22 protein-coding genes and 4 pseudogenes are annotated in these 25533 nt (G+C 47.9%); 9 read left to right on the forward strand and 17 right to left on the reverse strand.

Going from position 1 to position 25533, the window contains the following annotated elements:
* Positions 1-22 precede the first annotated feature (22 nt).
* A complete protein-coding gene (locus H6F51_11005) occupies positions 23-733 on the reverse strand; it encodes an IS6 family transposase (protein MBD1823010.1) in 711 nt (236 codons plus the stop codon).
* Between the two features lie 497 nt (positions 734-1230).
* Positions 1231-1883: pseudogene (locus H6F51_11010) on the reverse strand (IS6 family transposase).
* 287 nt (positions 1884-2170) lie between these two features.
* Between H6F51_11010 and H6F51_11015 the strand changes: the two are divergent.
* Positions 2171-3249: pseudogene (locus H6F51_11015) on the forward strand (IS110 family transposase).
* A gap of 341 nt (positions 3250-3590) precedes the next feature.
* Here the strand turns inward: H6F51_11015 and ggt are convergent.
* Positions 3591-5156: a gamma-glutamyltransferase gene (gene ggt / locus H6F51_11020; protein ID MBD1823011.1), complete on the reverse strand. Its 1566-nt coding sequence runs from the start codon at positions 5154-5156 to the stop codon at positions 3591-3593.
* A 219-nt stretch (positions 5157-5375) separates the two neighbouring features.
* On the reverse strand, positions 5376-6740 hold the full coding sequence (locus H6F51_11025) for an FAD-binding oxidoreductase (protein MBD1823012.1): 1365 nt from the start codon (positions 6738-6740) through the stop codon (positions 5376-5378).
* A gap of 221 nt (positions 6741-6961) precedes the next feature.
* On the opposite strand from H6F51_11025, the gene H6F51_11030 reads away from it, so the two are divergent.
* Positions 6962-8086 (forward strand): site-2 protease family protein, encoded by a 1125-nt coding sequence (locus H6F51_11030; protein ID MBD1823013.1) that lies wholly within the window; start codon positions 6962-6964, stop codon positions 8084-8086.
* A 143-nt stretch (positions 8087-8229) separates the two neighbouring features.
* Here H6F51_11030 and H6F51_11035 read toward each other — a convergent pair whose 3' ends face one another.
* On the reverse strand, positions 8230-10512 hold the full coding sequence (locus H6F51_11035) for a molybdopterin-dependent oxidoreductase (GenBank protein ID MBD1823014.1): 2283 nt from the start codon (positions 10510-10512) through the stop codon (positions 8230-8232).
* Between the two features lie 320 nt (positions 10513-10832).
* Here H6F51_11035 and H6F51_11040 point away from each other — a divergent pair, with 320 nt between their 5' ends.
* The 3 genes and pseudogenes from H6F51_11040 to H6F51_11050 all read left to right on the forward strand — a co-directional run bounded on the left by H6F51_11040 (position 10833) and on the right by H6F51_11050 (position 14267).
* Positions 10833-11096, forward strand: a complete 264-nt coding sequence (locus tag H6F51_11040; GenBank protein ID MBD1823015.1) for a hypothetical protein — start codon at positions 10833-10835, stop codon at positions 11094-11096.
* Between the two features lie 303 nt (positions 11097-11399).
* Entirely contained in the window at positions 11400-13181 is a 1782-nt protein-coding gene (locus tag H6F51_11045; GenBank protein ID MBD1823016.1) for an AAA family ATPase, read from the forward strand.
* Positions 13182-13574: 393 nt separating this feature from the next.
* A pseudogene (locus H6F51_11050) lies at positions 13575-14267 on the forward strand (IS6 family transposase).
* 903 nt (positions 14268-15170) lie between these two features.
* Here H6F51_11050 and H6F51_11055 read toward each other — a convergent pair.
* The 5 genes and pseudogenes from H6F51_11055 to H6F51_11075 all read right to left on the reverse strand — a co-directional run bounded on the left by H6F51_11055 (position 15171) and on the right by H6F51_11075 (position 17240).
* Positions 15171-15266 (reverse strand): pentapeptide repeat-containing protein, encoded by a 96-nt coding sequence (locus H6F51_11055; protein MBD1823017.1) that lies wholly within the window; start codon positions 15264-15266, stop codon positions 15171-15173.
* A 134-nt stretch (positions 15267-15400) separates the two neighbouring features.
* Positions 15401-15860, reverse strand: a pseudogene (locus H6F51_11060) (SRPBCC family protein).
* Positions 15861-15882: 22 nt separating this feature from the next.
* Complete coding sequence (locus tag H6F51_11065; protein ID MBD1823018.1) at positions 15883-16437, reverse strand: pentapeptide repeat-containing protein; 555 nt, start codon at positions 16435-16437, stop codon at positions 15883-15885.
* 15 nt (positions 16438-16452) lie between these two features.
* Complete coding sequence (locus tag H6F51_11070) at positions 16453-16650, reverse strand: NblA/ycf18 family protein (GenBank protein MBD1823019.1); 198 nt, start codon at positions 16648-16650, stop codon at positions 16453-16455.
* A gap of 188 nt (positions 16651-16838) precedes the next feature.
* Positions 16839-17240 carry a fasciclin domain-containing protein gene (locus H6F51_11075; GenBank protein MBD1823020.1) on the reverse strand — a complete coding sequence of 134 codons (402 nt, stop codon included), beginning with the start codon at positions 17238-17240 and terminating at the stop codon, positions 16839-16841.
* On the opposite strand from H6F51_11075, the gene H6F51_11080 reads away from it, so the two are divergent.
* Positions 17239-17379: a hypothetical protein gene (locus H6F51_11080; protein ID MBD1823021.1), complete on the forward strand. Its 141-nt coding sequence runs from the start codon at positions 17239-17241 to the stop codon at positions 17377-17379. The two genes, H6F51_11075 and H6F51_11080, sit on opposite strands and share 2 nt — an antisense overlap.
* Before the next feature lie 31 nt (positions 17380-17410).
* Here the strand turns inward: H6F51_11080 and H6F51_11085 are convergent, their stop codons facing one another.
* From H6F51_11085 to H6F51_11115, 7 genes are all read right to left on the reverse strand, one after another.
* Entirely contained in the window at positions 17411-17710 is a 300-nt protein-coding gene (locus H6F51_11085) for a hypothetical protein (protein ID MBD1823022.1), read from the reverse strand.
* A gap of 19 nt (positions 17711-17729) precedes the next feature.
* Entirely contained in the window at positions 17730-18170 is a 441-nt protein-coding gene (locus H6F51_11090; GenBank protein MBD1823023.1) for a response regulator, read from the reverse strand.
* A gap of 151 nt (positions 18171-18321) precedes the next feature.
* Positions 18322-18807, reverse strand: coding sequence for an allophycocyanin (locus tag H6F51_11095; GenBank protein MBD1823024.1), 486 nt, complete (start codon positions 18805-18807; stop codon positions 18322-18324).
* Positions 18808-18888: 81 nt separating this feature from the next.
* On the reverse strand, positions 18889-21234 hold the full coding sequence (locus tag H6F51_11100) for an NACHT domain-containing NTPase (protein ID MBD1823025.1): 2346 nt from the start codon (positions 21232-21234) through the stop codon (positions 18889-18891).
* Positions 21235-21328: 94 nt separating this feature from the next.
* Positions 21329-23737, reverse strand: coding sequence for an ATP-dependent Clp protease ATP-binding subunit (locus tag H6F51_11105; protein MBD1823026.1), 2409 nt, complete (start codon positions 23735-23737; stop codon positions 21329-21331).
* A gap of 46 nt (positions 23738-23783) precedes the next feature.
* Positions 23784-24161 carry a pentapeptide repeat-containing protein gene (locus tag H6F51_11110; protein MBD1823027.1) on the reverse strand — a complete coding sequence of 126 codons (378 nt, stop codon included), beginning with the start codon at positions 24159-24161 and terminating at the stop codon, positions 23784-23786.
* Between the two features lie 130 nt (positions 24162-24291).
* Entirely contained in the window at positions 24292-24570 is a 279-nt protein-coding gene (locus tag H6F51_11115; protein ID MBD1823028.1) for an RNA-binding protein, read from the reverse strand.
* 282 nt (positions 24571-24852) lie between these two features.
* On the opposite strand from H6F51_11115, the gene H6F51_11120 reads away from it, so the two are divergent.
* The 3 genes from H6F51_11120 to H6F51_11130 form a co-directional block, all read left to right on the forward strand.
* Positions 24853-25053, forward strand: a complete 201-nt coding sequence (locus tag H6F51_11120) for a high light inducible protein (GenBank protein ID MBD1823029.1) — start codon at positions 24853-24855, stop codon at positions 25051-25053.
* Positions 25054-25295: 242 nt separating this feature from the next.
* On the forward strand, positions 25296-25448 hold the full coding sequence (locus H6F51_11125) for a hypothetical protein (GenBank protein ID MBD1823030.1): 153 nt from the start codon (positions 25296-25298) through the stop codon (positions 25446-25448).
* An 11-nt stretch (positions 25449-25459) separates the two neighbouring features.
* Positions 25460-25533 (forward strand): IS1 family transposase (locus H6F51_11130; GenBank protein MBD1823031.1); only part of this gene is annotated, 74 nt, incomplete at its 3' end.

Genomic DNA, 25533 nt, shown 5'->3' on the forward strand with positions numbered 1-25533 from the left:
AACGGGTCTCGTTCGCGTTGCTTTAAGCACTCACTCCGAAGAGTTTGTTGATAAACTCGGCTTGAGACACACTATTCCCTCGACTGATCCCTTTCACTTGCCCTTTGCGCATCATCGCCATTGCCTCGATTCCTCGTAGCGTTCTCCTTGCTGTGTTGAACGACTGAAATCCCAGCATCGGTATGACAACCCGTTTGATGTTGCGGTGGTCTTGCTCAATGACGTTGTTCAAATACTTGCTTTGCCGTAATTCGGTCTCAGTTTTCAATGTCTTGTCTTGCTTTAATTCATTCATCGCCACGGGATACGCAGCATTTTTATCCACACTAATCACTCGGGGAGTTTGAGTATGCTTTGCTCCCAGCACTTTGCGAAAAAAGCGTGCCGCCGCCTTCCCATTCCGCTTCGCACTCAGCATAAAGTCCAACGTGTTGCCCTCAGAATCCACGGCACGGTACAGGTATTTCCACTCCCCTCGGACTTTGATGTACGTTTCGTCAACCCTCCAGGAATCATTCGTGGGGTTCAAGAATGGACGGATGCGTTTGTCTATTTCTGGCGCGAATTTCAGTACCCAGCGATTGAGGGTCGAATGATCCACCTCGACGCCGCGCTCTTGCATCATTTCCTCTAAGTCTCGGTAGCTCAGAGAATAACGACAATACCAGCGCACATTCAGCAAGATGATTTCTGGGAGAAAATGATGCCATTTGAACAGAGAGTTCGCCGTCATTTTGAGCAGGATCAGAGAAAATTGGGCTTCCACACCTTACCATTTTTGCGACATAACCGCTGATACACAGTTGGGCTGTGTAGGCTACCGTGTTGGGAATTGAGAGCGGTGCGTCCGGTTTGCCAAAAAGAAGTGGTAGATAGACTGTAAAGCCTGCATCAACAATGCGCCGCGCTAAGTCAACGCATTCTGGAATCATTCCCGGTAGTTCATGCATAAGAATAACAGCAGGTCCATCGCCTTTGTGGAAGACACGACGATTGAGTCCATCATCAGAAAAATCAAACCCAACAAAGTCATGCATTGAAATTTTCCTTGCCTAGCAGTAAAGGTTCAGCATAAAAGCGGCTGTGCTCAAATTATATCTGTAGCAATCTTTAGAGGATATCAAAAACGGTACTGTCAACTTAACCGGGAGTAGTTAAAATTAAGCACGGTCATCCCTCAATCGTCAGTCTCACTCCAGTTTACGCAACATCTTTCACACTAGTGATTTCTCACCAATCCTCTAAGCGTTGGCGCATCTGTTCTCGGTATCGTTTTGCACTCAGGTCATGTTGCTTGGGATGAAAGTGGGATCGAATCGGGTCAGCAGTAGAGACAAATCGTTGCGCTTTCCCTGGAGACTTCGTCGCATTCGTCGTTCTCGCACTCGGGTCGATTGGTAAGAGTTCTCCGCCCGATTGTTCAACCCTTTGTGCTGTCGATGCTCCACACTTGGCATCACTCGTTTCTTTGCCGCTTCGTAACTCTTCAGCTTGTCGGTCACCCGTGGCACGAAGCTCTGTTTCTTCAACAGCTTACGGAAGAATCGCTCTGCTGCCTTCGTGTCTCGATGTCGTTGCAGCAAGACATCCAGCACGTTTCCTTCACTGTCCACCGCCCGCCACAAATAGTATTGCTGCTTTTTGATTGTGACCACCATTTCATCGAGATGCCATTTGTCCCTGATGTAGGAACGCTTGCGCTGTAACTGATTGGCGTATTGCTGTCCGAACTTCTGACACCATTCTCGAATCGTTTCGTAGGTTACCTCGATGCCCCAGTACAGCATCATTTTCTCGATATCTCAGTAGCTCAAGGGAAAAGTGTAATACAGCCAAACACAGTAACTGATGATTTCACCGGGAAATCGATGGCGGGAATACATGGGCAAGCAGATGCGATCAACATTGGATTGGATCAGTCCGATTATTCTACGTTCCGATTAACCTGACTGCGAGGATAGAAGAGTCTTTCTGCTGCCAATCTGACTCATAACCTGACCGGCTTTGTGCCTTTGTATTGATTTGTCGATTGGCAGCAGAAAGACCCTTGTTGTTTGTGTGGCTTGGGCATCGTGACCTGATAGGAGCCTGGCTTGAAAAAGTCCCATCGCAGTCTTGTCCGCTCACCCAGTCCTGCAAGCAGTTCTGCTCTTCAATCAGGCGGTGAACGATGACACAGAACACAATTGATTCGACTCAGATCATCATCGGTGTAGATACACACAAAGACACTCACGCTGCGGTGGCTCTGAATGCCTTAGGCACACGATTAGGAGAGCGCATCGAGCCTGCCACGCCAGCAGGATACCAACAATTGTTGAATTGGGCGAAGACGTTCGGACAACAGGTTGCATTTGGCGTAGAAGGAACCGGATCATATGGCAAGGGTCTGACCCAGTTCCTGCGTCGTCAAGGACTGAAAGTGGTGGAAGTGAGCCGCCCTTGTCGTCGAGGACAGCAACGATTGTAGGGCAAAGATGATCTGCTCGATGCAGAAGATGCGGCTCGACAAGTGCTAGCTGGACAAGCCACAGCAACGCCGAAATCGAGTGAAGGAGCAGTGGAAATGATCCGGATTCTCAAAGCAGCACGAGATACCGCCGTCAAAGCACAGACACAAGTCATGGTCGCACTCAAAGCGATGATTGTCACCGCCGATGCAGCACTACGAGCACAGTTGGAACCCCTGTCCACTCCTCAGTTGATCAAAGCGTGTCAACAACTCGAAGTTGGGACACTTGATACGCCGATAGCGGCAATGCGCTATGCCCTCGCGGCAATGGCAAAACGATGGGCACAGTTGCATGAGGAAATTGAAACGCATACCCAGCACCTGACAACGCTCACTCAAGCAGCAGCCCCTGAATTAGTGCAAGCGTTTGGTATTGGCACCGATACGGCCGCCGAGATGCTGATCACCTTTGGTGAGAATGCCGAGCGCGTCCATTCTGAAGCTGCCTTTGCCAAGATGTGCGGCGTTTGTCTGATTCCAGCGTCTTCCGGCAAAACTCAGCGGCATCGCCTCAACCGAGGTGGGAACCGTCAGGCGAATGCTGCCCTATTTCGCGTGGTCATTGTCCGAATGCGATGCACCAGCCGACCCAGGACTACGTTACCCGTCGCACCGCACAAGGACTGTCGAAACGAGAGATCATTCGCTGTCTCAAACGCTACGTGGCAAGAGAGATTTATCACCTCATTCGCAAGCCACGCTCAACTTCCGAAGTGCCTGACGTGAGTCAGGCTTAAGAACACAAAAAACACTTGACATCTATAGGAGCATCAATACCAGCCGATTGCATTCCCGAACGAGGATGGTACCCACATGGGTAATCTCTGGTGCGATACCGCCACAAGGTTCAGATTGCGCTCTGAGGATTTCCGTTGTAAGTCTACAAGCGGTTTCTAGCATTCGCCCTAGGTACCAGGCTTTAAAGACAACACAGGATACTCAAGAGACGACAGAGGATGAACCTCCGAATCCTGATATCCTGATAATGAGTGGGCTTGACCTAGATGCAACTTAATCTAACAGATGGTAGTTATCAGTTCTCCCCTCTAGATTGCACTGCTGCAATCACGCCCATGATTCAATCCATTAGAATCCCAACCGCTCCGTCTCGCCGTCGATCACCCGCCCCGGCAAACTCTCCACTTTGGCTACGAGTCACGGCATGAACACCACCAAAAAACATATTTTGCTGCTGCCACAGCTCTAGCACTTGATCAAATGGAAAAATGCTGCGGTCAACCACCAGTGACTCAGAGGTTGGTTCCAGGTTAAATACTCCATCTTCCCAATGGATTCGCGGACTGTTCACTGCCTGCTCTACCGACAGGTTGAAATCTAGCAGATTGGAAATCACCTGCAAGATCGCCGTGCGAATTCGATTAGAGCCGCCAGAACCGAGCACAATCTCTGGCTGATGCTGCCGCAGAATCATTGTTGGAGCCATCATTGAGGAGATACGGACGTTCTCCTGCCAGCTGTGAAAGCCATGCGGATGCAGGTCGGCTTCTCCCAGCATGTTGTTGGTCATGATTCCCGTCCCCGGAATCACATAACCCGAACCTTCACCGTTAGAAGTCGTGACGCTGGCGGCGTTGCCTTCACTGTCAATGGCACTAAGATGAGTTGTGCTGCCCCATTTATTGACTGGATGAGGACTTAACTGCTGGGCATAGGTAGCCAAATGGGCAGACGCTAAAAATTGCTTTGCTACGTCAGCCTGATAGAGATTGGCATCAAAACCATCGGCTCTGGCTCGGTTAGTTAGCTGCATAACGCGAGCCAACAGGCGCACTTGTTCAGTCGAGCCAAATTTCAGCTTTGGCAAATCTGTGCCTTCTAGCAATGCTAGCGCAAAAGCAATCAGTGCTCCCCCGGAACTGGGCGGTGGATTGGTGAGAAAAGTTCTGCCGCGATAGCTGGTTGTCAGCGGCTGCCGCTCAATTACCTGATAATGATGCAAATCAGCTAGCGTTAAATAGCCCCCCTGCGCTTGACAGTCTTTCACAAGCTGATGGGCAATCTCGCCCCTGTAGAAGCCGTCGGCACCCTCTGCCGCTAGGTAGGACAGCGTTTCCGCCAAATCGGGCATCGTAATCAGCGCTCCGGGCTGCGGTAACGCTCCTTGCACGGTAAAGACCTGCCGTGAGCCAGGGTTATTGAGCAAAATCGGTGCCAAAATCTGATAACAGTAGCTCTGGAAGGTAGTGACTTCAACTCCAGTTTTGGCGTAGTGAATGGCGGGTTCAGCGACCCAAGCTAACGGCAACCGTCCCAGTCGTCGATGGACGTGCAGCAGTCCGCCGATCGTGCCCGGAACGGCAATTGAACCCAGCCCAATATGAAACTCTTGTGAAACGCTGCCAAATCTGACTTGCGCTGGGTAAAAATCAACTGCATCTCGCGGGCGCTTCTGGCGTGGCGTTTGAGTGAAAAAGTCAAATAGAACGTTTTCTCCAGCCTGCGTATGCGCGAGCAGAAAGCCACCGCCTGCGGGAGAAGTCAAAGTGGGTTCAGCGACAAAAGATGCCATGACTGCTGCCACAACCGCATCAAAGACATTGCCCCCCAGCCGAAACATCTCTAACCCGGCTTCGACGGTTTTGGCGTGTCCTGCGGCGATCGCACCTTGAATTTTTGGGGGCATAGGGGCTGTTTTAACTTTTTTAACTTTTGAGTGTTGAGTTAGTTTACATAAGAAATGCTTTTACAAGACGGCTCTACTTCGCCTCACAACGAAACTTGTCCTCCTCCTGTCGCTGAAGTTCCTTCGGTGTATCTCAAGCACAATTTACCAACGAATTTATCAACGCAATGTTTTGAGTAAGCAATGACTCGATTGCCGCCTCGATCGTCGATTGATTGCTTAGGCAAGTCCACGATCGCCAGGATAAGCAGAAATACTTTGTTCAAAACTAAAAAAGTTACCCGGATCGTATTGCTGTTTTACCTGCTTCAATCGTTGCCAATTACTTCCGTAGTAGGCGGTTTGCCAGTTTTTAATCGAGCGATCGCAGTAATTTACGTAGCATCCCCCGGTGACATACGGCTGCATCGCTGAGCGGAAGTTCTGCACCCAGTTAATGTGAGCAGCCTGCTCCTGCGTTTTTGTCCAATATGCCTGATATTGAATGTTCCACTTCACTTGGCGATGGAAGAAAGCGGTGGCACCAGAGGGAATTTTGGCGATCGCGCCACCATAACTATCAAATTGCAGCACCACATTCTGACTCGGCGCTTGCCTAAGGAATTGAACAATCGTCGCAATGCCCTTTGCATCCAATGGACGAGCAACATAATCAGAAGCATTCTTGAATTTCGTCTGTGAACCATGCCAATGGGCTAAGCGCTTTGGATAATCTGGCTTCAACCCAGCAAAGGCATAAATTGCTCCCAAGTAAGGCAATGTCTCGAACGAGCTTTCTTTCGGTGCGATTGAGAATAAAGGCGCGAGTACATTGCGTAATTCTGCTTCGGTTCCCACAAATTGCCCCACCACGTAGACCGAGCTTCCCGGTGTGAGTTTCAAAATGCTCGTATGGCGATCGTCACTCTCTGGTGCAAAAGCTTGCCACTGTTGAATCACTCGCTCTATCTCGCTAGCATCCCATTTGAGTTGATAGACGGTGACTTTATCGATCGCATGAGTTTGGAACTTCAGTGCCGTCACAATACCAAAATTTCCACCTCCACCACCCCGCAATGCCCAGAACAGATCGCTATTCTGAGTCGCACTGGCGACAATGAGTTTTCCCACAGCCGTTACCATTTCCACAGATTGCAAGCTATCACAAGTCAATCCTTTCCAGCGAGCGAGTAATCCATAGCCGCCTCCTAGTGTCAATCCGGTAATGCCCACCGTTGCACAAGACCCACCTGGAATGGTTACCCCTTCTGCGGCAAGGGTTTCATAAATCGGAACGAGTTCTGCGCCAGCTTGAATGGTTACTTGTCCTGTGGTGCGATCGAATCGAATCTGCTCCATGTCATTGAGATCAATAATCAGCGCATCATCTGCAACCGAAAACGCCTCATAACTGTGCCGTCCGCCCCGAACTCGTACTGGAACTCCGCTCATCTGCGCCCAATTTACAGCGTTGACGACATCTTGCACAGACTGACAGAAGACGATCGCCAGTGGCGAGGCAGCAAATCGCGTATTGAAGTTCAGACGCGCATCTGCATACCCTACTTCGCCTGCGTAAATGACTTTTCCAGTGAGTTCAGCCATTATATTGTCCCAAATCGCTTGCTTTTCATAGACACAAGCAAACTGAGGAGCATTTCAGAAAATTCGCACTGGAGAATAGCGATTCCAATCCGTATTTCCCTCCCTGAGACGAACCAGAAAGAGACGGTAATTACGGTAGTAGAAAAATGAGAAAGTGTTTCACACTTCGTTACATTAAAGAAGAAAGAGCAAAGGCGCTCATAACAGCGGAGGTACCCGATATGAATAACAACATTCGTGTCGGCAGTTTGTTTGGAATTCCTTTCTATGTCAACCCGTCCTGGTTTTTGGTGTTGGGTTTAGTCACCTTCAGCTATGGCTCAGGATTGGCAGCCCAATTCCCAAATTTACCCTCAGGGCTATCTTGGGGTTTAGGGTTGTTCACAGCGCTATTGTTATTTGGCTCTGTGCTGGCTCACGAACTCGGACACAGCTTTGTAGCGTTGAAGCAGGGCGTGGGCGTTAGATCCATTACGTTGTTCCTATTTGGGGGATTAGCAAGTTTAGAAAAAGAGTCGGAAACCCCAGCCGAGGCATTTCAGGTCGCGATCGCAGGCCCCTTAGTCAGTTTGCTCCTCGCTGGCTTAGCGACGCTTTTTGCAGTCGGTACTGAGGTATCTGGCGCACCTGCCGCAATCTTGGGCGTCTTGGTCTCGGTTAACTTAGCGTTAGCGCTCTTTAATCTCATTCCGGGTTTGCCGCTTGATGGTGGCAACATTCTGAAAGCATTGGTTTGGAAAGTGACGGGCAGCCCTTACAAAGGGATGAAGTTTGCAGGTCGGGTGGGTCAACTGATCGGTTGGCTGGCGATCGCATCAGGACTTCTGCCGCTAGTTGTCTTTGGCAGTGGGCTGAACTTCTGGAATATCCTGATTGGCTGGTTCTTACTCCAAAATGCTAGTCAAGCTGCCCAATCTGGTGTGGTCTTGGATAAATTAGCAGGGCTGACGGCATCTGATGCAGTTAGCGCAAGTAGTCCGGTTGTTGCTGCTTCGTCAACATTGCGAGCGTTTGCCGACCAGCGGATTCTGGATCAGCGGGTATGGCAGAAGTTTTTAGTCACGAATTCTGATGGGCAACTCATTGGTACTCTTGCCATCGACGATTTGAAAGCAATTCCGAGTGAGCTCTGGTCTGAAACCTTGGTTCAATCCCTTGTAAAACCGCTTGATCCATCCTTAATGGTGCAGAGCGATCGTCCCCTATCAGAAGTGGTGACCTTCTTGGAAGAACGTAAGTTAACGGCACTCTCTGTTATCCAAGAGGACAATGTCTTAGTGGGCTTGCTGGAAAAAACTGCGATCGTGAATCTGCTACAGAATCGCGTACAAACTGCTCCGGCTTAGACTCAGCATAAACGGTACGGTGATCATCCGATGACCCGTATGGATGACAGACCTGAAATCAAGAACAGTCAGCATGGTGAAACTTCAGGGGAGTGGGCAACTGCTCTCCTGAAGTTTTTTGCATACCTTAGCTTGATGGCGGCTCAGGGTGATGCGGGTTTCAAGCGAACGGGCACATACTTGTGAAACGGTGTGGCACTAATGGGGTCACAGTGCTTGGCATCGGTGAGAAGGTTAATCAAAGGACCGTGTGAAGTGCGCTGTCCGGTTGCATCGGGATAGTCAAGACCATACCCATGCGGCAAGCTAACCACGCCGGGACGGAGCTGATCGCTGATCTGAACCCGAACCTGGATACTTCCGCGAGATGATTCACAAGTTGCGATCATACCCTCCTCTAATCCGAAACGAGCCGCATCCGATGGATGAATGTGCAATGCCCCATCGGAATCCTCCTTTCTCCAGGCAGGATCGCGATAAATTGTATTGGCGTTGTAGGCACGTCGCTCTCCCGCAATTAGGATCAGTGGATAGTCTTCCGAAGTTGCATCCGATTGATTGGGAAGGGCTTGAAGTGCTTCGATCATCCCAGGAATGAGCAGATGTACCCGACCATCCCGATGATGAATAAACGACCATGTGTCTTCATAGCGGTGATGACTCAACACTGTCCCACTAGGACTTGTCATAATTCGCTCAAAGAGGGCTTCTGCCAGTGCTTTCCCTCGTCCTTTGAGTCCGGTGCGAGCGACGGCTGCACTATGTTGCCGAACATAGAGGTGACTTGCACCCCAGAAGGGAGCCGCTGCATCTGCGCCATCGGGTAACGTTTTGCCCAGCGATCCTTGCAAGACAAAGGGAACAATCTGATTCAGCTTGGGTCGGAGTGAGATCGCGCTAATCAGCGCATAGTAGTAGATGCCGAGATTGGGGAATCGACGATGCAAACGAGCGGCTGCTGTGAGCAGGGGAAATGACGTGGGTACCACTCCGGCCGCAATTCCTAAGCGTCGGTAGATCTCTGGCTCCGGTAGTGTGTCAGATTGGGGAGCGAAGAGGGGCTTGCGGAGATGAAATCCATTCTTCGGGAAATCTAAAGTGAAAAATGAAGCTTCCCATTTCTCAAATTGGGAAGGGGCTGGCAGGATGTAGTGAGCATATCGAGCGGTTTCCGTCATTGCGACATCAATGACGACGAGTAGCTCTAATTTCTCAAAAGCTTGACGATAGGCTTGTGTGTCTGCGGCTGAAACGATCGGGTTTGCACTATCGACAATCAGGGCACGAGTTCTCTGAGGATGGTCGGTGTCGATCTCTGCTGGAAGGACGTTCGGGGGAAACAGTTCGGCAATTTCAGCGACACCCGTGACAGCAGTCTTGAGCAGCGATCGCGCTTTACCCTTGGGTTCAGAGTGCCCGACGATCGGGAGAAAGAAGCTATGAAAGGTATTGCCTCCTCGCTTACCCAGATTTCCGGTGAGTAAGAAGAGCAACTTCTCTAGATAGGAGTTCAGGGTGCTGTTGCGGCTCTGCTGCAATCCCAAATCTACCCGAACACAGGCGGATTTTGCTCTAGTTAGCCGTTGAACAGTCTCAAAGACTTGTTCTGGTGCGAGTCCGGTTTGTGCAATGTATTCGTCGATCGGAACCTGCAACAGCACCTCACGCAGTTCTGAGAATCCCACGGTGTGTTGCTGCAAGAATTGGCGGTTTTCCAAGCCTTCACGCACGATCGTTGCTAACATCGCTGCGAGTAGAAAGGCATCGGTACCTGGACGCAACTGAAGATGGATATCCGCGAGTTGTGCAGTTTCAGTCCGACGTGGATCGATAACAATCAGAGTACGCGACGGGTCCTTCGCAATCTGCTTCAAAGTTCGACGAGCATTGCGGATGCCATGAGATTGCCAAGGATTAGTGCCAATAATGATTGCACAGTCGGTATGCTCGATATCCTCCGTGATGTGGCAACTCTGTCGCCCGAAGAGTTTGCCATTGATCCAGAAATCGCCTGTTTTTTCCTGAGCTAGGGCAGAGTAGTAGTACCGAATTCCCATTGCCTGACGAAATGCACTGCTGTACATCGCGCCCAAATGGTTCCCTTGACCGCCGCCGCCATAGTAAGCGAGGCAATCCGTACCATGTGCGTCTCGGAGTGCGATTAATCGATCAGCAATCTCGGCAATAGCAGTGTCCCAAGAGATGGGTTCAAACCTTCCATCTGGGGTTCGGCGCAGCGGTTGATGCAATCGATCAACGTGATTCTGATAATGATCTAGTTGCGCCGCTTTCTGGCAAAGGTAGCCAGCACTAATCGGGTGATTTTGATCTCCCCGAATTTTGACTAAGTGCCCCGCTTCGACCTGGACAAGAAGACCACAATTTCGTGAACATAAAATACACGCTGTGGGATGCCAGTTGCTCATAGTAGGAATTCCTCTCTCTTCAGAAGTTTTGACGATCGCACCCGCAGTTGAGAAATCGGATTCGATCGCTCAGCTAATCCCTAAGCCATTAGGAGTGCTCAAAGGGTGTACTTTGTCAGATTCACTGGCAGTGTAGATATGAGCTTGAGGGATCAGCAAGACTTCTACACAACCTGTCGCGATCGAGGGTACTTCCATCAGCAGAGAGAGGAGCGGTTCTAACTAAATGGCGACAACGGTTCTAACCTTCGATCGAACATACCGCTTTCACCTTCACGCTAAGGTGTTTACAAAAGTTAAACATTGAAGTGATTATCGCGATGATTCCCAATTTAATGGAATCAACCAACGAATATTGGTGCAGGTTGAACGAGCTAGAGGCGGCATACCAACGGGGTGAAGTTTCTTTAGAAGAGGTAGATGCGAGAGTAAAAATCTTGATGGCAGAGTTGGGTCAGGAACGTCGTGCCACAGTTCGTTTTCTACTAGGTAGTGTGAGTCGGATTTGGCAGGAACAACGGGAACTTGTGGTTGGCTTAGGGGTGATTGGCGTTTTGACCTACGCTTGGATTGTGACTTGTTAATTGCGGCGCGGGTTATCGTGTGTTGATTGAGATCGTTACAATGCACATTGTCTTAGACTTTCTCTCAATGTTTTCCTTGGTTTAACGATCGCCAGTTTCTAGCAACACCTCATTGGCAATTCGATGTTGCAACAGTGTTCTGACTTCTAGCAATCTGATCTCTTGCACGATCGTGGCTTCTATCTACCGAGGTGAGCCATTGGAAATCTGTACTCTAACTTTTTTATCTCATTAAGGCTTTCATCCAACGTCCACCGACTCGATCGCAACTCTCTATACTGAAGATAGAGGTAGGCAAGGTGTATGGATAACTTTTTTGCAGAGCTGGAATCCCTCGTCGATCAAGGTTTTGAAGAGCTGCTGGATATCGTCCGAGTGATCGAAGGGCGCGAACCGAAAGAGCCTGACATTCGCGTGACTGAGCGGAGCCGTCCAACCCACGAGCCATCAACGGACTCCATCTCTACAGTTCCCATCACGCCACCGAGTACCGATGATAGTCCACCCACGCTTACTGGAGTGGGTGGACTATCATCGGTACTGGGCGAGTTGCGCGAACTGGTGGAGCTTCCCCTTAAGCGTCCTGAACTATTAGCAGCCCTGGGGTTAGAACCGACGACGGGGGTATTGCTCACAGGTCCTCCTGGAACTGGCAAGACGCTCACAGCGCGAGCATTAGCTGCTGATCTTGATATCAACTACATTGCGCTTGTGGGTCCGGAGGTAATGGGCAAATACTATGGGGAAGCAGAAGCTCGACTGCGGAGCATTTTTCAAAAAGCGACTCGCTCTGCCCCCTGCATTATTTTTATTGACGAAATCGACAGCCTTGCGCCCGATCGCGCCAAAGCGGAAGGGGAAGTCGAAAAACGAGTTGTCGCGCAACTGTTAAGCCTGATGGATGGATTCGCAAAAACGAAAGGCATTATTGTCCTGGCTGCAACGAATCGCCCGGATCATCTTGATCCCGCACTGCGCCGTCCTGGACGCTTTGATCGCGAGATTGCATTTCGGGTTCCTGATCGGGCGGGACGCTTGGAAATTCTCGAAATTCTAACCGCTGCCATGCCGTTACATGAATCCGTAGATCTCGATGCGATCGCAGATCTAGCAGGCGGCATGGTTGGCGCAGACCTCAAAGCTTTGACGCAAAAAGCTGCTTACCTTGCCCTGCGGCGACTATTACCAACCTTAGAGGGTCCCTTGCCTGATCGCATGACCGTCACGCAAGCGGATTTTTTTCAGGCGATCAAAGAAATTAAACCTGCGGTGCTGCGATCGATTGAGATTGAAGCGCCTAAAGTGACCTGGGATGAGATCGGTGGACTTGATTCTGTTAAGCAAACCCTGCAAGAATCCGTCGAAGGGGCGTTACTCTATCCCGAACTGTATCATCGCACAAAAGCCAAAGCACCTCGCGGCATTCTGCTATGGGGTCCGCCTGGAACGGGAAAAACGTTGTTAGCGAAAGCCGTTGCCGCTCAAGCGCGGGCGAACTTCATTGCAGTGAATGGTCCAGAATTGCTGAGCAAATGGGTTGGAGCCTCCGAACAAGCGGTGAGGGAATTGTTCACTAAGGCACGGCAGGCAGCGCCTTGTGTCGTATTTATGGATGAGATTGATACGCTTGCGCCTGCACGAGGGAGATATCAAAGCGATTCAGGCGTCAGCGATCGCGTGGTGGGTCAACTCCTCACCGAACTCGACGGCTTGCATGACTATATTAACGTGCTTCTCATTGGAGCGACCAATCGCCCAGAAATATTAGATCCTGCTTTATTGAGAGCCGGACGATTGGATTTGCAGATCAAAGTCGATCTACCCGATCAAGGGAGCCGTCTTGAGATCTTGCAAGTTCATAATCACGATCGTCCATTAGCGGATGTGGATCTAGAATCGTTTGCGGTGCAGACCGAGGGATGGAACGGTGCAGATTTAGCACTGCTCAGCAATCAAGCAGCGCTGGAGGCGGTTCGTCGCTATCGTGTTCAAGGCTTGAGTGATCCTAGTGCTTTACAAATTACAGTGGAAGACTTTGCGATCGCCTACCAGCGACTATTGCTACAGCGCGAAATGACTCGTTGAAGCCCTCCTATAATAGTCGTCCTTGAAAAAATCGAATTTTGGCAGATTTGACGAAGAGCCCCTAAAGGCCCGATGCAAGCATGATCGAGCGCAAACCAGATCAGATAGATCTCCCTGAAATAGCTCAGCATAGTTCATCTGATCGACGGGATTTACAGTTCTTCCAGGCTGAAATTGCGATTTAACTGCAATTTTTTGATTGTTTCTATCGGCTACAAATGTTGATTTTATTAGGCTTTTGAGTTTTTCAAGGACGACTATAATATGTTTGAAAGGTACTGTCAGGTTAACCGGACTGTAGAATTATCCTACTGGTTCAACGTTGGGCATTGTCAGCTTAACCCGAGTGTAGAATAATCGTACTGGTTCAGCGTTGACCTTGCCTGCTTGCCCATGTACTCCCGTCATCGATTTCCTGGCGAAATTATTAGCTACTGCGTTTGGCTGTATTACACTTTTCCCTTGAGCTACCGAGATATCGAGAAAATGATGTTGTACCGAGGCATCGAGGTGACGTACGAATCGATTCGAGAATGGTGTCAGAAGTTTGGGCAGCAATACGCGAATCAATTGCGTCGTAAACGACCTTACATTGCAGATAAATGGTATCTCGATGAGGTGGTCGTCAACATCAAAGGGCAGCAATATTATTTGTGGCGAGCGGTGGACTTAGAGGGGAACGTGCTGGAGGTGTTTCTGCAACGCCATCGAGATACAAAGGCAGCAGCACGGTTTTTCCGTAAGCTGCTGAAGAAACAAGGTTTCGTGCCGCGGGTGATGGTCACCGACAAACTGAAGAGCTATGAAGCGGCGAAGAAACAAGTGATGAAGCGTGTGGAGCATCGACAGCATAAAGGACTGAACAACCGGGCAGAGAATTCGCATCAACCCACCAGAGTGCGAGAGCGACGAATGCGACGATTCAAATCTCCAGGGCAAGCGCAACGATTTCTCTCCAGATTTGGACCCATCCGAGGACACTTTCACCCGAAGCAACATGAACTGAGTGCGAAATGATATCGAGAACAGCTACGCCAACGATTTGAAGATTGGCGAGAAGTTGCTGGGCTAAATTCTGCTGCGTAATCAGAGGGATCAAGACTGCTCAGGAATTATCGTGCCTAATTTTGAATCTGCTCCGTTAAGTTGATAGTGCCTCGAGGGGACAGTGTATCTCAAGCAGCATTCATCAATGAGAGTTTTGGAGTTACTGCTTAAGAAATACGAACAAGACCAGTTTGTTTGTCACTTAAAAACCTTTGCAACAGAACTCACCAGACTGGCATTTCTGCATGACAATGACTACAGTGCCAGTACACTCCGTCTGATCTGACATGGCGGAGGAGAACATAGGAGCAGCAAGGACAGATATGCTGGCTCGTTGTACTGCGATCGAACGTAGTTTTGCCGGAAAGACTAAGATTGGATCGGGACAGAACTCTTGGAGAAATATGGGTTGAAGTAGGCATATTAAAAGTCATTTTCTACGTGGTAGCTACAGAGCCTATGAACTTGAAAGTTATGTGGACTTGGTAGTAAAAGGGTGCGATCGTGGTAAAAATAAAGTCTCTAAGACGACTAATAGCTTTAGACTTTGAATTGCAAAGCACAGAAAAAACCTCCATCTACTGATTGTCAAATTAGTAGTGGAAGTTAGAAGCAAGCTAGTCACCCTGACTTACTGGAAAAGTAGGGAATAGAATCAGATTCTACTTTAAGTTCCGAAATTGTTCAGTTGTATTCCATCGTACCTTTTCGGGTCTTTTTTCTGTTTCTTCGTATCTTGAGAATTTGCCTTCGGCTTTTTAGCTTCTCTATTGCCTTTTTTCTCTTTCGTCATCTTCTTCCCTCCACTTAAAAGTTCTTGTATTTTAGTAGCTAATTAAGTACCCAAGTCATTAGCAGATTCCAAAAAATCGTTGTAAATGCTGCCAATGGCAGCATAGCTCCTTTTAAGGTTGCTTCGCTCGTTAGTTCTTTCAAAGTTACCTAATTCAAATTGGTATAGTTTAGGTCTGCATCAGTCAAATCTGCTCCAGCTAAACTTGGCTCTGTAAAATCAGCCCCGCTTAAATTTGCTCTCATAAGGCTCAAGTTCTTTAAACCTTGCGTTCTGAAACTTCTTTGCCCGTCTGCCTACCGTTTGAGGACTTCATTAGCGTTCATATTGTCGCCTCGCGACGCGTAGTACGATCGCTGTATCTCTATTCTAGACTTTCCTAACTACCCGATCGAACAGTCTGTCGAAGTACTTCTGCTTCAATTTGGATTTGAAACTGATTCAAGCTTTCTACTAAATTTGCTTCTAACCAACGATCCACACCGATTCTCTCTAATAAGGCTCCCACGATTCCTCCGGGTAGGTCGAAAGCAAGCGTGACGTAAACGACAACCGCGATCGCTCGGAAAGAATTCGGCACAACCGCGATTTGATAGCCCAGAAATCGATTTTCAGACAATTAAGTGTAAAGGAATGCGTTGAGTAATGCGCGAAGTCCATTTAGTTAGAAGTGGAAAGCCTAAACCAAACGTCCAATGCCATAGTTCTTCATCTCCGGGTAAGCGTCTGACCCTTTTGACAAGGGGCATCCAGCGTGGAACATTTTCTAAGTTTGCCCAGAGGTCGTAAACCTGTTCTATAGAACAATTCACATCTACCTCTACACTGCGCTCAAGCATGGGCTCACAATCATTCTGAAATCTAGTCATGGATGCTGCCATCGGGCATTATCGTTCTACTTAACCCCGCTTTGTCCATATTGGCTCCGTCAAGTGTTGCTCCCGTTAGATTTGCTTCGCTTAGATGTGCTCCACTCAGGTCTGCATCACTCAAATCTGCCTCACTCAAATCTGCTCCCGTCAAATTTGCGCCCCGGAAATCGGCCCCGCTTAGATCTGCCTTACTCAAGTCTGCTTTCTGCAAATTTGATCCACCTAGCTTCGCTTCACTGAGGTCTGCACCACTTAAATCTGCATGGATCAAATTTGCCCCGCTGAGATCTGCCCCGCTCAGGTCTGCGTGCATCAAACAAACTTGAATCATTTCGGCATCGGCTAAATTTGCTTGATTTAGTCTTGCTTGGTTAAGATGAGCCTCAGTTAGGTCAGCTCCGCGTAGATCGGCACCCACTAACTCAGCTCCAATTAGCTTTGCCCCAACCAGCTTTGCCTCTGTCAAGCAGGCTTGAACAAGCTTGACATGGCTAAAATCTCGTTGTCCTGTTGCATAGAGCTCTACAATTTCTTGAGCATTCATATCTTCCGTCCTGGCTTAACCATTAGTGAGAGTTGGCTCCAATTTCCATTCCTGCCTTAGAAGCCCTAAATACATCGTTTTCTGAACTAGCATAAGCCGATACTGCACAATCAGAAATGCTTGAGCTTGCTCACGGGGCATCTGATGAACTTGATCGGTGAAATCTCTGAGACTGAATTCTTGCTCTAGCGTGAGTTCGATCGATGGATTCATACTGACCTCTGATAACCCTAGTTAAGATAAAAACTGTGAGCCAACTGACTAGGCAACGTGAAGTCGTAGTTCTAGAGTGATTGAATGGATAGAAAACTCTCACCTGGTTACGTGAAGACAAAGGTGAGAGCTGAAAGTAATTCAGCTACTATGGCTGAATCTCTGGATGTTTACTCCTCAACATTTGCTTACGCAGGGATAAGTACCGTATCGATGATGTGAATGACACCATTGTCTGCCGCCACATCGGGGGCTGTTACCTGAGAGTCATTGATCTTAACTCCGTTCGAGGCATCAATTTTTACGTCTGAACCTTGAACTGTTTTCGCTGACTTCAGCTTAGTCACATCAGCCGCCATGACTTTACCAGAAACGACATGATACGTGAGGATTTTCTTGAGTTGCGGAATGTCTTTTAGCAATCCATCTACAGTGCCTTCTGGTAATTTGGCAAACGCCTCATCTGTGGGTGCAAACACTGTGAATGGACCTGCACCTTTGAGAGTTTCGACTAGACCCGCAGCTTTGAGAGCAGCAGCTAGAGTATTGAAAGAACCAGCTTTGACAGCAGTATCAACGATATCAGCCATGAATTCCACCTTTTACTTGTTAATTGCTAACGCTGATTACGCCAACAACATTAAGTCTGTCAGCCTGGTGTTTGAGTTCGTGTTTGAATTGTTGCTTCAGCCATCTTTTACGACTTATGACTCAGCGCGTAATGGATGAGTCTCTCTAACGATAGAGCTAATCAATAGATTCAATCAAATAATTCTTCTACTGTTTGACGAAATGCAATCAGAGCACGAGTTGATTGATATTGCTTCAGATCTTCTAGTAATTGGTCAGAAATTTCTGAGGTGACGATCGTTTTGAGTTCAATGTTGGTGTTGTATCCTGCGATGTCTCCCATTCTTTTACCATGACTTCCTCCGCCTTGTGCTGGAATGATCGTATAGCCCGACACTCCTAGTTTTGAGAGCAGACGGATTAGTCTCTCCTGCAAAACAGCTTCACCGATGATTGTGACCAGAACACCCTGAGATAAAGAAGCAGACATATCATTTTTCTCCAATGTTTTAATTGAGCCAGCTGATTTCGGGAAGTCTTGACCCTTGTGTCAGGTTCCAAACCTCATCCACAAGATCGTCTAACTTCACGGGTTTGAGTAAATACGCTTCAGTCTTGAATCTTGGTTGTTGAGTAAATTCTGCAATGGAAAAAGTTGAAGTAATCAAGATTGGGATGCTGCTGCCATGCTTAAGCGCAAGATATTTAACTCGATGAATGAGTGGATACACACTTTCGCCCGGAAATCTCGTTTCACAAATCAGAACTCTAGGCATCAATTTGTTGATTGAAGCTAATCCATCCTCGACCGAACTTGCTGTGGTTACCCGCGCCCCACAGCCGTCCAGTACAAAAGCATATAAGTCTCTGCTGTCTCGATCGTTATCCACAATCAGAATCGGGACATTTTTGAGAATTTCAGGGTTCAGAAGTTTGTTCGAGTTCAACATAGTAACAGTCTCGCAATAGAAGTCTCGTAAAAACACAACATCGCTTTCAAGACATTTCTAAATGGGTGATGCTTGACTTTTCAGTTGAATTGATGGATTACGAAACAAATCGTTACCTAAACCTCTACCAAAGGGCGGATGAAAGCCTAAATCACAATAGTCCAGCAATCAAGTAGTCAAAATAAGCACCGACTTCCCTTGCTTCTTCTGATGACATGAGGGAAGTCGTCATTGCTTTCATAGCACGAACGCTCTCAGCAACGCCCTCAAGCGGTGTACCGAGGGAATTGTACATCTGGCGTACTCCAATCAATCCAATGTCCTCAAGCGGGGTCGCTTCTCCAGCCGCAACGCTGTAAGTGATTAAGCGCAGGTAGTAATCCATATCTCGCAGACAGGTTGCGGTCATTTCCTCGCCATAAGCGTTGCCACCAGGAGAGACTAAATTGGGACGACGCTGAAACAATTGACTCGCGGCTTGTTTAACAATGCGATCGCGGCTTTCGGTTAAAGTTTTGACCAATCGTAATCGGCGATCGCTGCTCATCATAAAGCCTTTGATCTGCTCCATTTCTCCCGGCGTAAGATAGCGGCACTCTGCATCTGCATTCACGATCAATTTCTGAATCACACTCATGGTTAAATTCCTTTTCTTTTACCCCCACCTTGACACAGTGATGTTTGATTTCATGTATGTACTGTTTGATTTCGGTACAATTTATTCCCCTTGCCATTCTCGATCTTCTAACTCTTTCTGAGGTAAAAGCAACGTTGCCTCAATCTCTTGTCGAATTGCAGTTGTGACTTCACAGTTGCTATTCAAGCAATCAATCAGGAGTTGGTTGGCATCGTAGTACCGTTGTAGGACTTGCTGTTGCTCAGGGCTAAACTGCCAGGAATGCTGAATGTTGCGATAATGCGCGATCGTACTGCGTAACTGTGCTATCCAAGCCGGATAGTTTGTCTGCCACCAGTCCTGAAGCCGTTCTCGGTTTTGGCTTGGAGCGGGCAACTGATCTCTTAACTGTTGCAGAGATTTGTAGAATCCAGCATCCAGAACCATCGCCAGAATGTTGTTGAGCGCTTCACTACACGCATTAATATAAGCAAAATCCTGGCTCTGGTCGGTGGCAAACTCCAGCAGCAAGTTCTCTAATGCCGCATCTAAAAATATTCCCTGATCTAGAGTGCTGGCTAAGGCGAACTGTGCTGCTGCGTGTGGGGCTTGGGCAAGCGCAAGGTAAAATGCGCGAGTGGTGGCAACTTTTGGTTCGATTGGGATTGTTTGAGATTTTTGGCTGACCCACACTAGAAAATCTTGTAGATAAGGGTCTTGAGCCACTAGCGCATCAATTTGTTGTTTCATCAACTGCACGAGTGAATCCGCACTTCGCAACATTGCAGCTGTTAGCAAGAACACTTCGCGCCAGTGGGGATCGGTAATGTGACTCACCAATCCTCCTAATGCTTGCTCTAATGCTCGTAGATTATGACTCGCGACGATTTTTCGAGCTGTGAAATATTCTTGGAACGCCAAGTAGGAGAATGAAAAAATGCCTCGTGCCCGTTCGATTAAGAGTCCGTGCTGTGCCTCGATCGCTTTTAGTATCGCTTCGCTTTCAAGTTGCAGTTCTTCAGGTTCTAACGACGCATCCGGTAAGTTTCGTAGATAGTCTCCGATGTACTGTTCAATGATACGTTGTTCAAAAAAATATTGTCCTTGTTCAAAAGTGACGGCAGCTAATTGACTCAGTAATCTGAGCTTCTGGGGTAATAAAAAACCTCGGTAAGCATCATCGCGTTCGACTCCTCTGGCTTCATCCCACTTTCCCAGCAGCAGATCGAGTCCCTGCTTGTAAAATTCAGTCCGCTTGGTTGGAAATTTGTCTTGACCATGAAACACCCAGCAGGCGAGATGCAGAAACAAAGGAGTCACAACCAGTTGGCGAAACTGCCAGTTCTCCGGTAAGTCTAGTTTCTGCATAAACTCAACAGACTGATTTTGCTGCGGTTCCTTCGGAGTTGCGCTCTGCGCTAATCGCGGCATTGTTCTGCTGAATACGGCGAACCACTTCTGCGCGAATGCTGTAATTTGCGCTTGGGTGAACGGTGCAATCTCAACATCGGTGAAGCCTCGAAGTTGCAGCTTTTGAGCCGCTGTCCGACAGGAGACAACAAATTGATTGCGATGATACTTGTCTGAGAATTGGCGAATTTCTCGTAGAACTGATGCACTGTCCTGATTCAGCAGTTCATCGATACCATCCATTAACAGTAAAACTCGACCCGATTGCAGCAATGTTTCAATCACTGCGGAGTCTGAAATGCCAGAAGGAACAAAGCAAGCGCAAATATAATTAAAAAGGCTAAAATTGCCGCTGTTTCTCGATTCTTCTGCAAACTCTCTCGTCACCATAAAGAGCGGCACTCGATCGGCAGCAAATTCTCCCCGATTGCATTGAATAGCTAGATGTTGCAGAAAAGTAGTTTTCCCGACTCCCGGCTTCCCTAGCACTCTCAGCTTTGAATAGTTTTCGACTGCCTGCATTCCTGGGATTTGCTTTTGCTCAACGGCTCCCAAGCCCACGCGATCGAACTCAGTTGGTTCTAAGTTCTGGAGTTCAGCGATCTCGAACCATTGTTGGCTGGCAACTTCTTCTAGAATATTGACATCCACATAGATGTCATCAATGCTAATGGGACGGTTGATATCCAGTAATTGCAGGATGCCGCACTGATTTTGAATCGTGTCTCGATGCTGCGATCGCACTTGCTGTACCAGACTATCCACATCTACAGGGGCTGCTTTTGTTCGTCCGCCCGGTGCTGGAAAATCTACAGGTGGATCAAGCGCAATCTCGCGCCAATCCAAATCTAAAATCGAACAAACTTCCAGGAAGATCTGGCGATCGACAGGTTGCCCGGTGAAAAAGCGCCAGATGGGTTGACGGGTCTTTAAGTTCACTTCTCCCGCCAAGTTTTCCTGCGTCCAGCCTTTGATTGCAAATGCACGTTTAGCCTGTTGAATGCCAGTTGGCGATGCCTGAAGTGAACGTTTGACCATAAAGCAAAAGAGTTTTATTAAAACTCAAAGCGTACCCTCCTAGAAACATTAGATGTTTGATTTCGTTACTATCTCGTTCGATCGGCTGAATTCTTTAAACAATCTTGAGCTGCCCCTGCTCATCTAAATCAACTTTTACAGAATCACCAGGCTTGACTCGACCAGAGAGAATTGCCTCAGCCAAACTATCTTCGAGGAGACGAGTGATGGCTCGTCGCAACGGACGTGCGCCTTGCTCTGGGTGATAGCCTGCTTCGACGAGGCGATCTTTAACGCGATCGCTGACTTCCAGTTTGATGCCCTGTTCTAATAAACGGTCTGAGAATTCATTCAGTAAGAGATTCGCAATTTGTTTGATTTCGTCGTGTGTCAATTGTCGGAACACAATGATGTCATCTAACCGATTCAAAAATTCTGGACGAAAGTACTGCTTCAATTCTTCATTGACTAACGTTACAGTGCGTTGATAAGAGGCTTCTGGAACATTCGTTGATAGTTCAAAGCCGAGCCCGCCACCCCCTTTCTGAATCACCTTAGAGCCAACATTCGAGGTCATCACGAGCAAAGTATTCTTAAAGTTCACGACCCGCCCTTTTGCATCGGTGAGGCGACCATCTTCTAGAATTTGCAACAGTAAATTAAACACATCAGGATGCGCTTTTTCGATTTCGTCAAATAGAACAACCGTGTAAGGCTTACGTCGAACTGCTTCCGTTAACTGTCCGCCTTCGCTGTAACCCACATATCCAGGTGGAGAACCAATCAGCTTAGAAACAGTATGGCGCTCCATAAATTCAGACATATCCAATCGAATCATTGCTGATTCAGAGCCAAAAAAGCAGGCGGCTAATGCTTTGACTAATTCGGTTTTGCCAACTCCCGTTGGGCCTGAGAAAATAAACGAGGCGATCGGGCGGTTCGGATTGCTCAATCCCACTCTTGCCCGTCGAGTGGCGCGAGCAACCGCATTTACCGCTTCCTCTTGTCCAATCAGTCGTTGATGTAAAACCTCTTCCATCTGCATCAACTGTTCTGACTCTGCTTCGGTGACTTTGTTCACCGGAACACCCGTCCAAGCTGAAACGATCTGTGCAATATCGACCTCATTCACCACAATTGGGGAGCCAAAGGCTGGAGTCTCAGTTTGAACCTCTGCTTGCAATGTCAGTTCGCTTGATCGCACTTCACCAGCGCGTGTAAAGTTCTGTTGTGCGATCGCGCTGGCTTTAGTGAGCAAAATCTGTTTGAATCTTGCACTCAAGCTTTTATCGAGTGTGAATTGTTTGCCATGAAGAATTCGAGCGCGAGATCCCGCTTCATCGATTAAATCGATCGCTTTATCTGGAAGCAATCGATCAGGAATGTATCGATCGGCAAGTTTCGCCGCCGCTTCTAGCGCCAAATCCGAAATTTCTAATTGATGGTGCTGCTCGTAGCGACTGCGTAACCCCTGTAGGATCAAAATTGTCTCTTCAACACTGGGTTCATCAATCATCACAGGTTGAAATCGCCGCTCAAGTGCCGCATCTTGCTCAAAATACTGACGATATTCATCGAGTGTCGTCGCTCCGATACAGCGGAGTTCGCCTCGCGCCAGAGCAGGTTTCAGAATATTCGCAGCATCAAGCGACCCTTGAGTAGAACCTGACCCTAGCAGGGTGTGAACTTCATCGATTACTAAAATGATGTTTCCTGATGCGCGAACTTCCTTCATGATGGTTTTGAGGCGTTCCTCAAATTCACCTCGATACTTCGTTCCCGCTAGCAATGTCCCGATATTCAATGTTAGAACTTGCTGATCCTGGAGCGATTCGGGCACATCTCGATCGACAATGCGCTGCGCCAATCCCTCTGCTAAAGCAGTCTTTCCGACACCCGGTTCGCCAATCAAAATCGGATTGTTCTTCGTACGGCGACCCAGAATCTGAATCATCCGTTCTACTTCCTGAGTCCGACCGATCACCGGATCAAGCTTTCCCAACGCCGCTAGTTCAGTCAAGTTCGCGCCGAACTCATTCAAAATCGGCGTAGTCTTGCGACCGGAACTGTTACCTTGTAGAATTGGCTTCGCTTCAGAGATGGCTTGCAGCACATTAATCCGAACCTCAGTCCGCTCCACACCCAATCGTTCTAAAATCTGAGTGGCTAGTCCTGCATCATCTTGCACGATCGCAAGCAACAAGTGTTCTGGCTCTACTCGACCATACCCTAGTCGCTCTGCCTCCTGTAAGGACTGTTCTAAGACACGCCGACTGCGGGGAGTAAAAGGTATCTCAGCACGCGACAATCCAGTCCCTCGACCAATCACTGCCTGCACCTGCTCTTGTGCTTCCTCCAAAGTGACATCTAGATCAGCCAACACTTGTGCAGCAATGCTCGGTCGAGTCGCAATTAAACCGAGTAAAAGCTGCTCTGTGCCAACATAGTTATGTTCAAGACGACGGGCTTCACCTTGCGCCGCATTCACAACTTTGATAGTTCTCTCTGTAAATTTATCAAACACAGGATTAAGTCTCTTGGGTAATGCAGGTTACTAAGAATGCGCGTTTCTAGACCGTCAGTTTTTGAACCTGTGGTGCTTTAAGACGATTTGAGAGTGTACGAGGATTAGTTCCGGTGGGTAAGATTGCCCCTTTGAGATGGGTTTGGCTCAAATTGGCTTCACCTAAGTTGGTGTCGCTTAAATTAGCCCCCGTGAGGTTTGCTCTAGTAAACTTCGTTTCGGTTAACGTCGCCCCAGTCAAAATTGCACCTGTAAGATTGGCGTAACTTAAGTTAGCCTGAGTCAGGTTTGCCTTAGTTAAATTCGCCCCACTGAGATTGATACCTGCAAGATTTACATTTCTGAAATTGACTGCAATTAGGTTCAGATTTCGGAAATCTCGTTGTCCCACCGCATACCGACTCAGAATTTCTTTGGTATTCATTTGTTTTCCAAGATAAGTAAAAACCGACGATCGCAAAATCGCAAAATAGGATCAGCGATCGCGAAAGGTAGACGTTATAGATTTGTCTGTAAGACTTTAGGAATGGTGCTAAATTCTTGCTGAACCCAAATTAGCGTCGGGAATATCCACCCGAAGAACCTTTCTCTTCACGCGGTTTCGCTTTATTGACGGTCAAATCGCGCCCCATCCACTCTGCTCCATTGAGCGCTTCGATCGCGGCTTCCTCTTCTGCCTCAGTCGCCATTTCAACAAACGCAAAGCCTCGAACCCGTCCAGTCTCCCGATCAGTCGGTAATTGAACTCGCTTGACCGTTCCATGCTCAGCAAAGATTTCGCTGAGATTGTCTTGCATCACTTCGTAAGAAAGATTGCCAACATAGATCGACATAAAAAAGCTCCAGAATCACAACAATGTAGAGAGATTTAGGTTCGGAGCAACACTTACAGAAAAATAAGAAATTACAACAATCAAAAATATCGCTTCAGCCTTCAGCCTAACACAGCTTTAAAGAGTTCAACGATCACGCGGGGCAACAGAGAAACCAGGACTTTATCGGTCTAGTGAGATCGCGACTTCAAGCACAACATTCAGAAATGCCTCTAAAGGTACAGAGCCAATCGGAACACTAGCTGTACTGTGAGAGATAGGAGTTCATTAAGAAGTGTAACAATGCAATCGAACAAAGCGACTAACTTACCTCCTGTTGCCACCGAATACAATGGTGTCGATCGCAATGCTTTTCTTTTCGGCTTCAATCCCCAAGCGGAACTCTGGAATGGACGTTTGGCGATGATTGGATTTGCTGCTTATCTATTGTGGGACTTAGCAGGCTTTAGTGTTCTGCGAAACGTTTTGTATTTGATCAAGTAAACTCGGCATTGTCAAATTAACGAAGCTTTGTTGCATGAATCCAAAAAGAGCAGGAATAGCCCTTGCGATCGCCAACTCTAAGCATTAGTTTGATAGCTATCAGACTTGGCAATCCGGATCATGCAATAGGGTTGGAGTAGTAACCGTAAGTTCTCTCTAGGCAATATAAGCACTCACCACTGTAGACAGACATCAACAGCAAAATGTCTACCTAAAGTGAAAGTGTATTCAATGGAATTTTCATGACTTCCAACATCGTTGACGCTAACCCTAAGAACACTCAGCCGTTTGAGTTTAATTGGGTAAGCGTTTGTTTTTTTGCAGTCGTTCATGCGCTAGCGTTATTAGCTCCCTGGTTTTTCTCCTGGGCGTTGCCTAATGGAGAGATGAATTAAGGTGACTCTCAATGCAGTGCCCTGAATGCCAATCCACTCATATTCGCAAGAATGGAAAACGCAAAGGCAAGCAAAATCATATTTG

This window comes from Cyanobacteria bacterium FACHB-DQ100 (assembly GCA_014695195.1).
GTDB lineage: Bacteria > Cyanobacteriota > Cyanobacteriia > Leptolyngbyales > Leptolyngbyaceae > Leptolyngbya.

Bases quoted from the DNA above. Each gene is read 5' to 3' on its own strand.
- ggt (MBD1823011.1), bottom strand. From the start codon at position 5,156: ATGCCCCCAAAAATTCAAGGTGCGATCGCCGCAGGACACGCCAAAACC.
- H6F51_11005 (MBD1823010.1), bottom strand. From the start codon at position 733: ATGACGGCGAACTCTCTGTTCAAATGGCATCATTTTCTCCCAGAAATC.
- H6F51_11085 (MBD1823022.1), bottom strand. From the start codon at position 17,710: ATGTCTGCTTCTTTATCTCAGGGTGTTCTGGTCACAATCATCGGTGAA.
- H6F51_11040 (MBD1823015.1), top strand. From the start codon at position 10,833: ATGATTCCCAATTTAATGGAATCAACCAACGAATATTGGTGCAGGTTG.
- H6F51_11025 (MBD1823012.1), bottom strand. From the start codon at position 6,740: ATGGCTGAACTCACTGGAAAAGTCATTTACGCAGGCGAAGTAGGGTAT.
- H6F51_11080 (MBD1823021.1), top strand. From the start codon at position 17,239: ATGAATTCCACCTTTTACTTGTTAATTGCTAACGCTGATTACGCCAAC.
- H6F51_11035 (MBD1823014.1), bottom strand. From the start codon at position 10,512: ATGAGCAACTGGCATCCCACAGCGTGTATTTTATGTTCACGAAATTGT.
- H6F51_11055 (MBD1823017.1), bottom strand. From the start codon at position 15,266: ATGAGAGCAAATTTAAGCGGGGCTGATTTTACAGAGCCAAGTTTAGCT.
- H6F51_11065 (MBD1823018.1), bottom strand. From the start codon at position 16,437: ATGAATGCTCAAGAAATTGTAGAGCTCTATGCAACAGGACAACGAGAT.
- H6F51_11045 (MBD1823016.1), top strand. From the start codon at position 11,400: ATGGATAACTTTTTTGCAGAGCTGGAATCCCTCGTCGATCAAGGTTTT.
- H6F51_11070 (MBD1823019.1), bottom strand. From the start codon at position 16,650: ATGAATCCATCGATCGAACTCACGCTAGAGCAAGAATTCAGTCTCAGA.
- H6F51_11030 (MBD1823013.1), top strand. From the start codon at position 6,962: ATGAATAACAACATTCGTGTCGGCAGTTTGTTTGGAATTCCTTTCTAT.
- H6F51_11110 (MBD1823027.1), bottom strand. From the start codon at position 24,161: ATGAATACCAAAGAAATTCTGAGTCGGTATGCGGTGGGACAACGAGAT.
- H6F51_11090 (MBD1823023.1), bottom strand. From the start codon at position 18,170: ATGTTGAACTCGAACAAACTTCTGAACCCTGAAATTCTCAAAAATGTC.
- H6F51_11100 (MBD1823025.1), bottom strand. From the start codon at position 21,234: ATGGTCAAACGTTCACTTCAGGCATCGCCAACTGGCATTCAACAGGCT.
- H6F51_11125 (MBD1823030.1), top strand. From the start codon at position 25,296: ATGACTTCCAACATCGTTGACGCTAACCCTAAGAACACTCAGCCGTTT.
- H6F51_11115 (MBD1823028.1), bottom strand. From the start codon at position 24,570: ATGTCGATCTATGTTGGCAATCTTTCTTACGAAGTGATGCAAGACAAT.
- H6F51_11120 (MBD1823029.1), top strand. From the start codon at position 24,853: ATGCAATCGAACAAAGCGACTAACTTACCTCCTGTTGCCACCGAATAC.
- H6F51_11075 (MBD1823020.1), bottom strand. From the start codon at position 17,240: ATGGCTGATATCGTTGATACTGCTGTCAAAGCTGGTTCTTTCAATACT.
- H6F51_11095 (MBD1823024.1), bottom strand. From the start codon at position 18,807: ATGAGTGTGATTCAGAAATTGATCGTGAATGCAGATGCAGAGTGCCGC.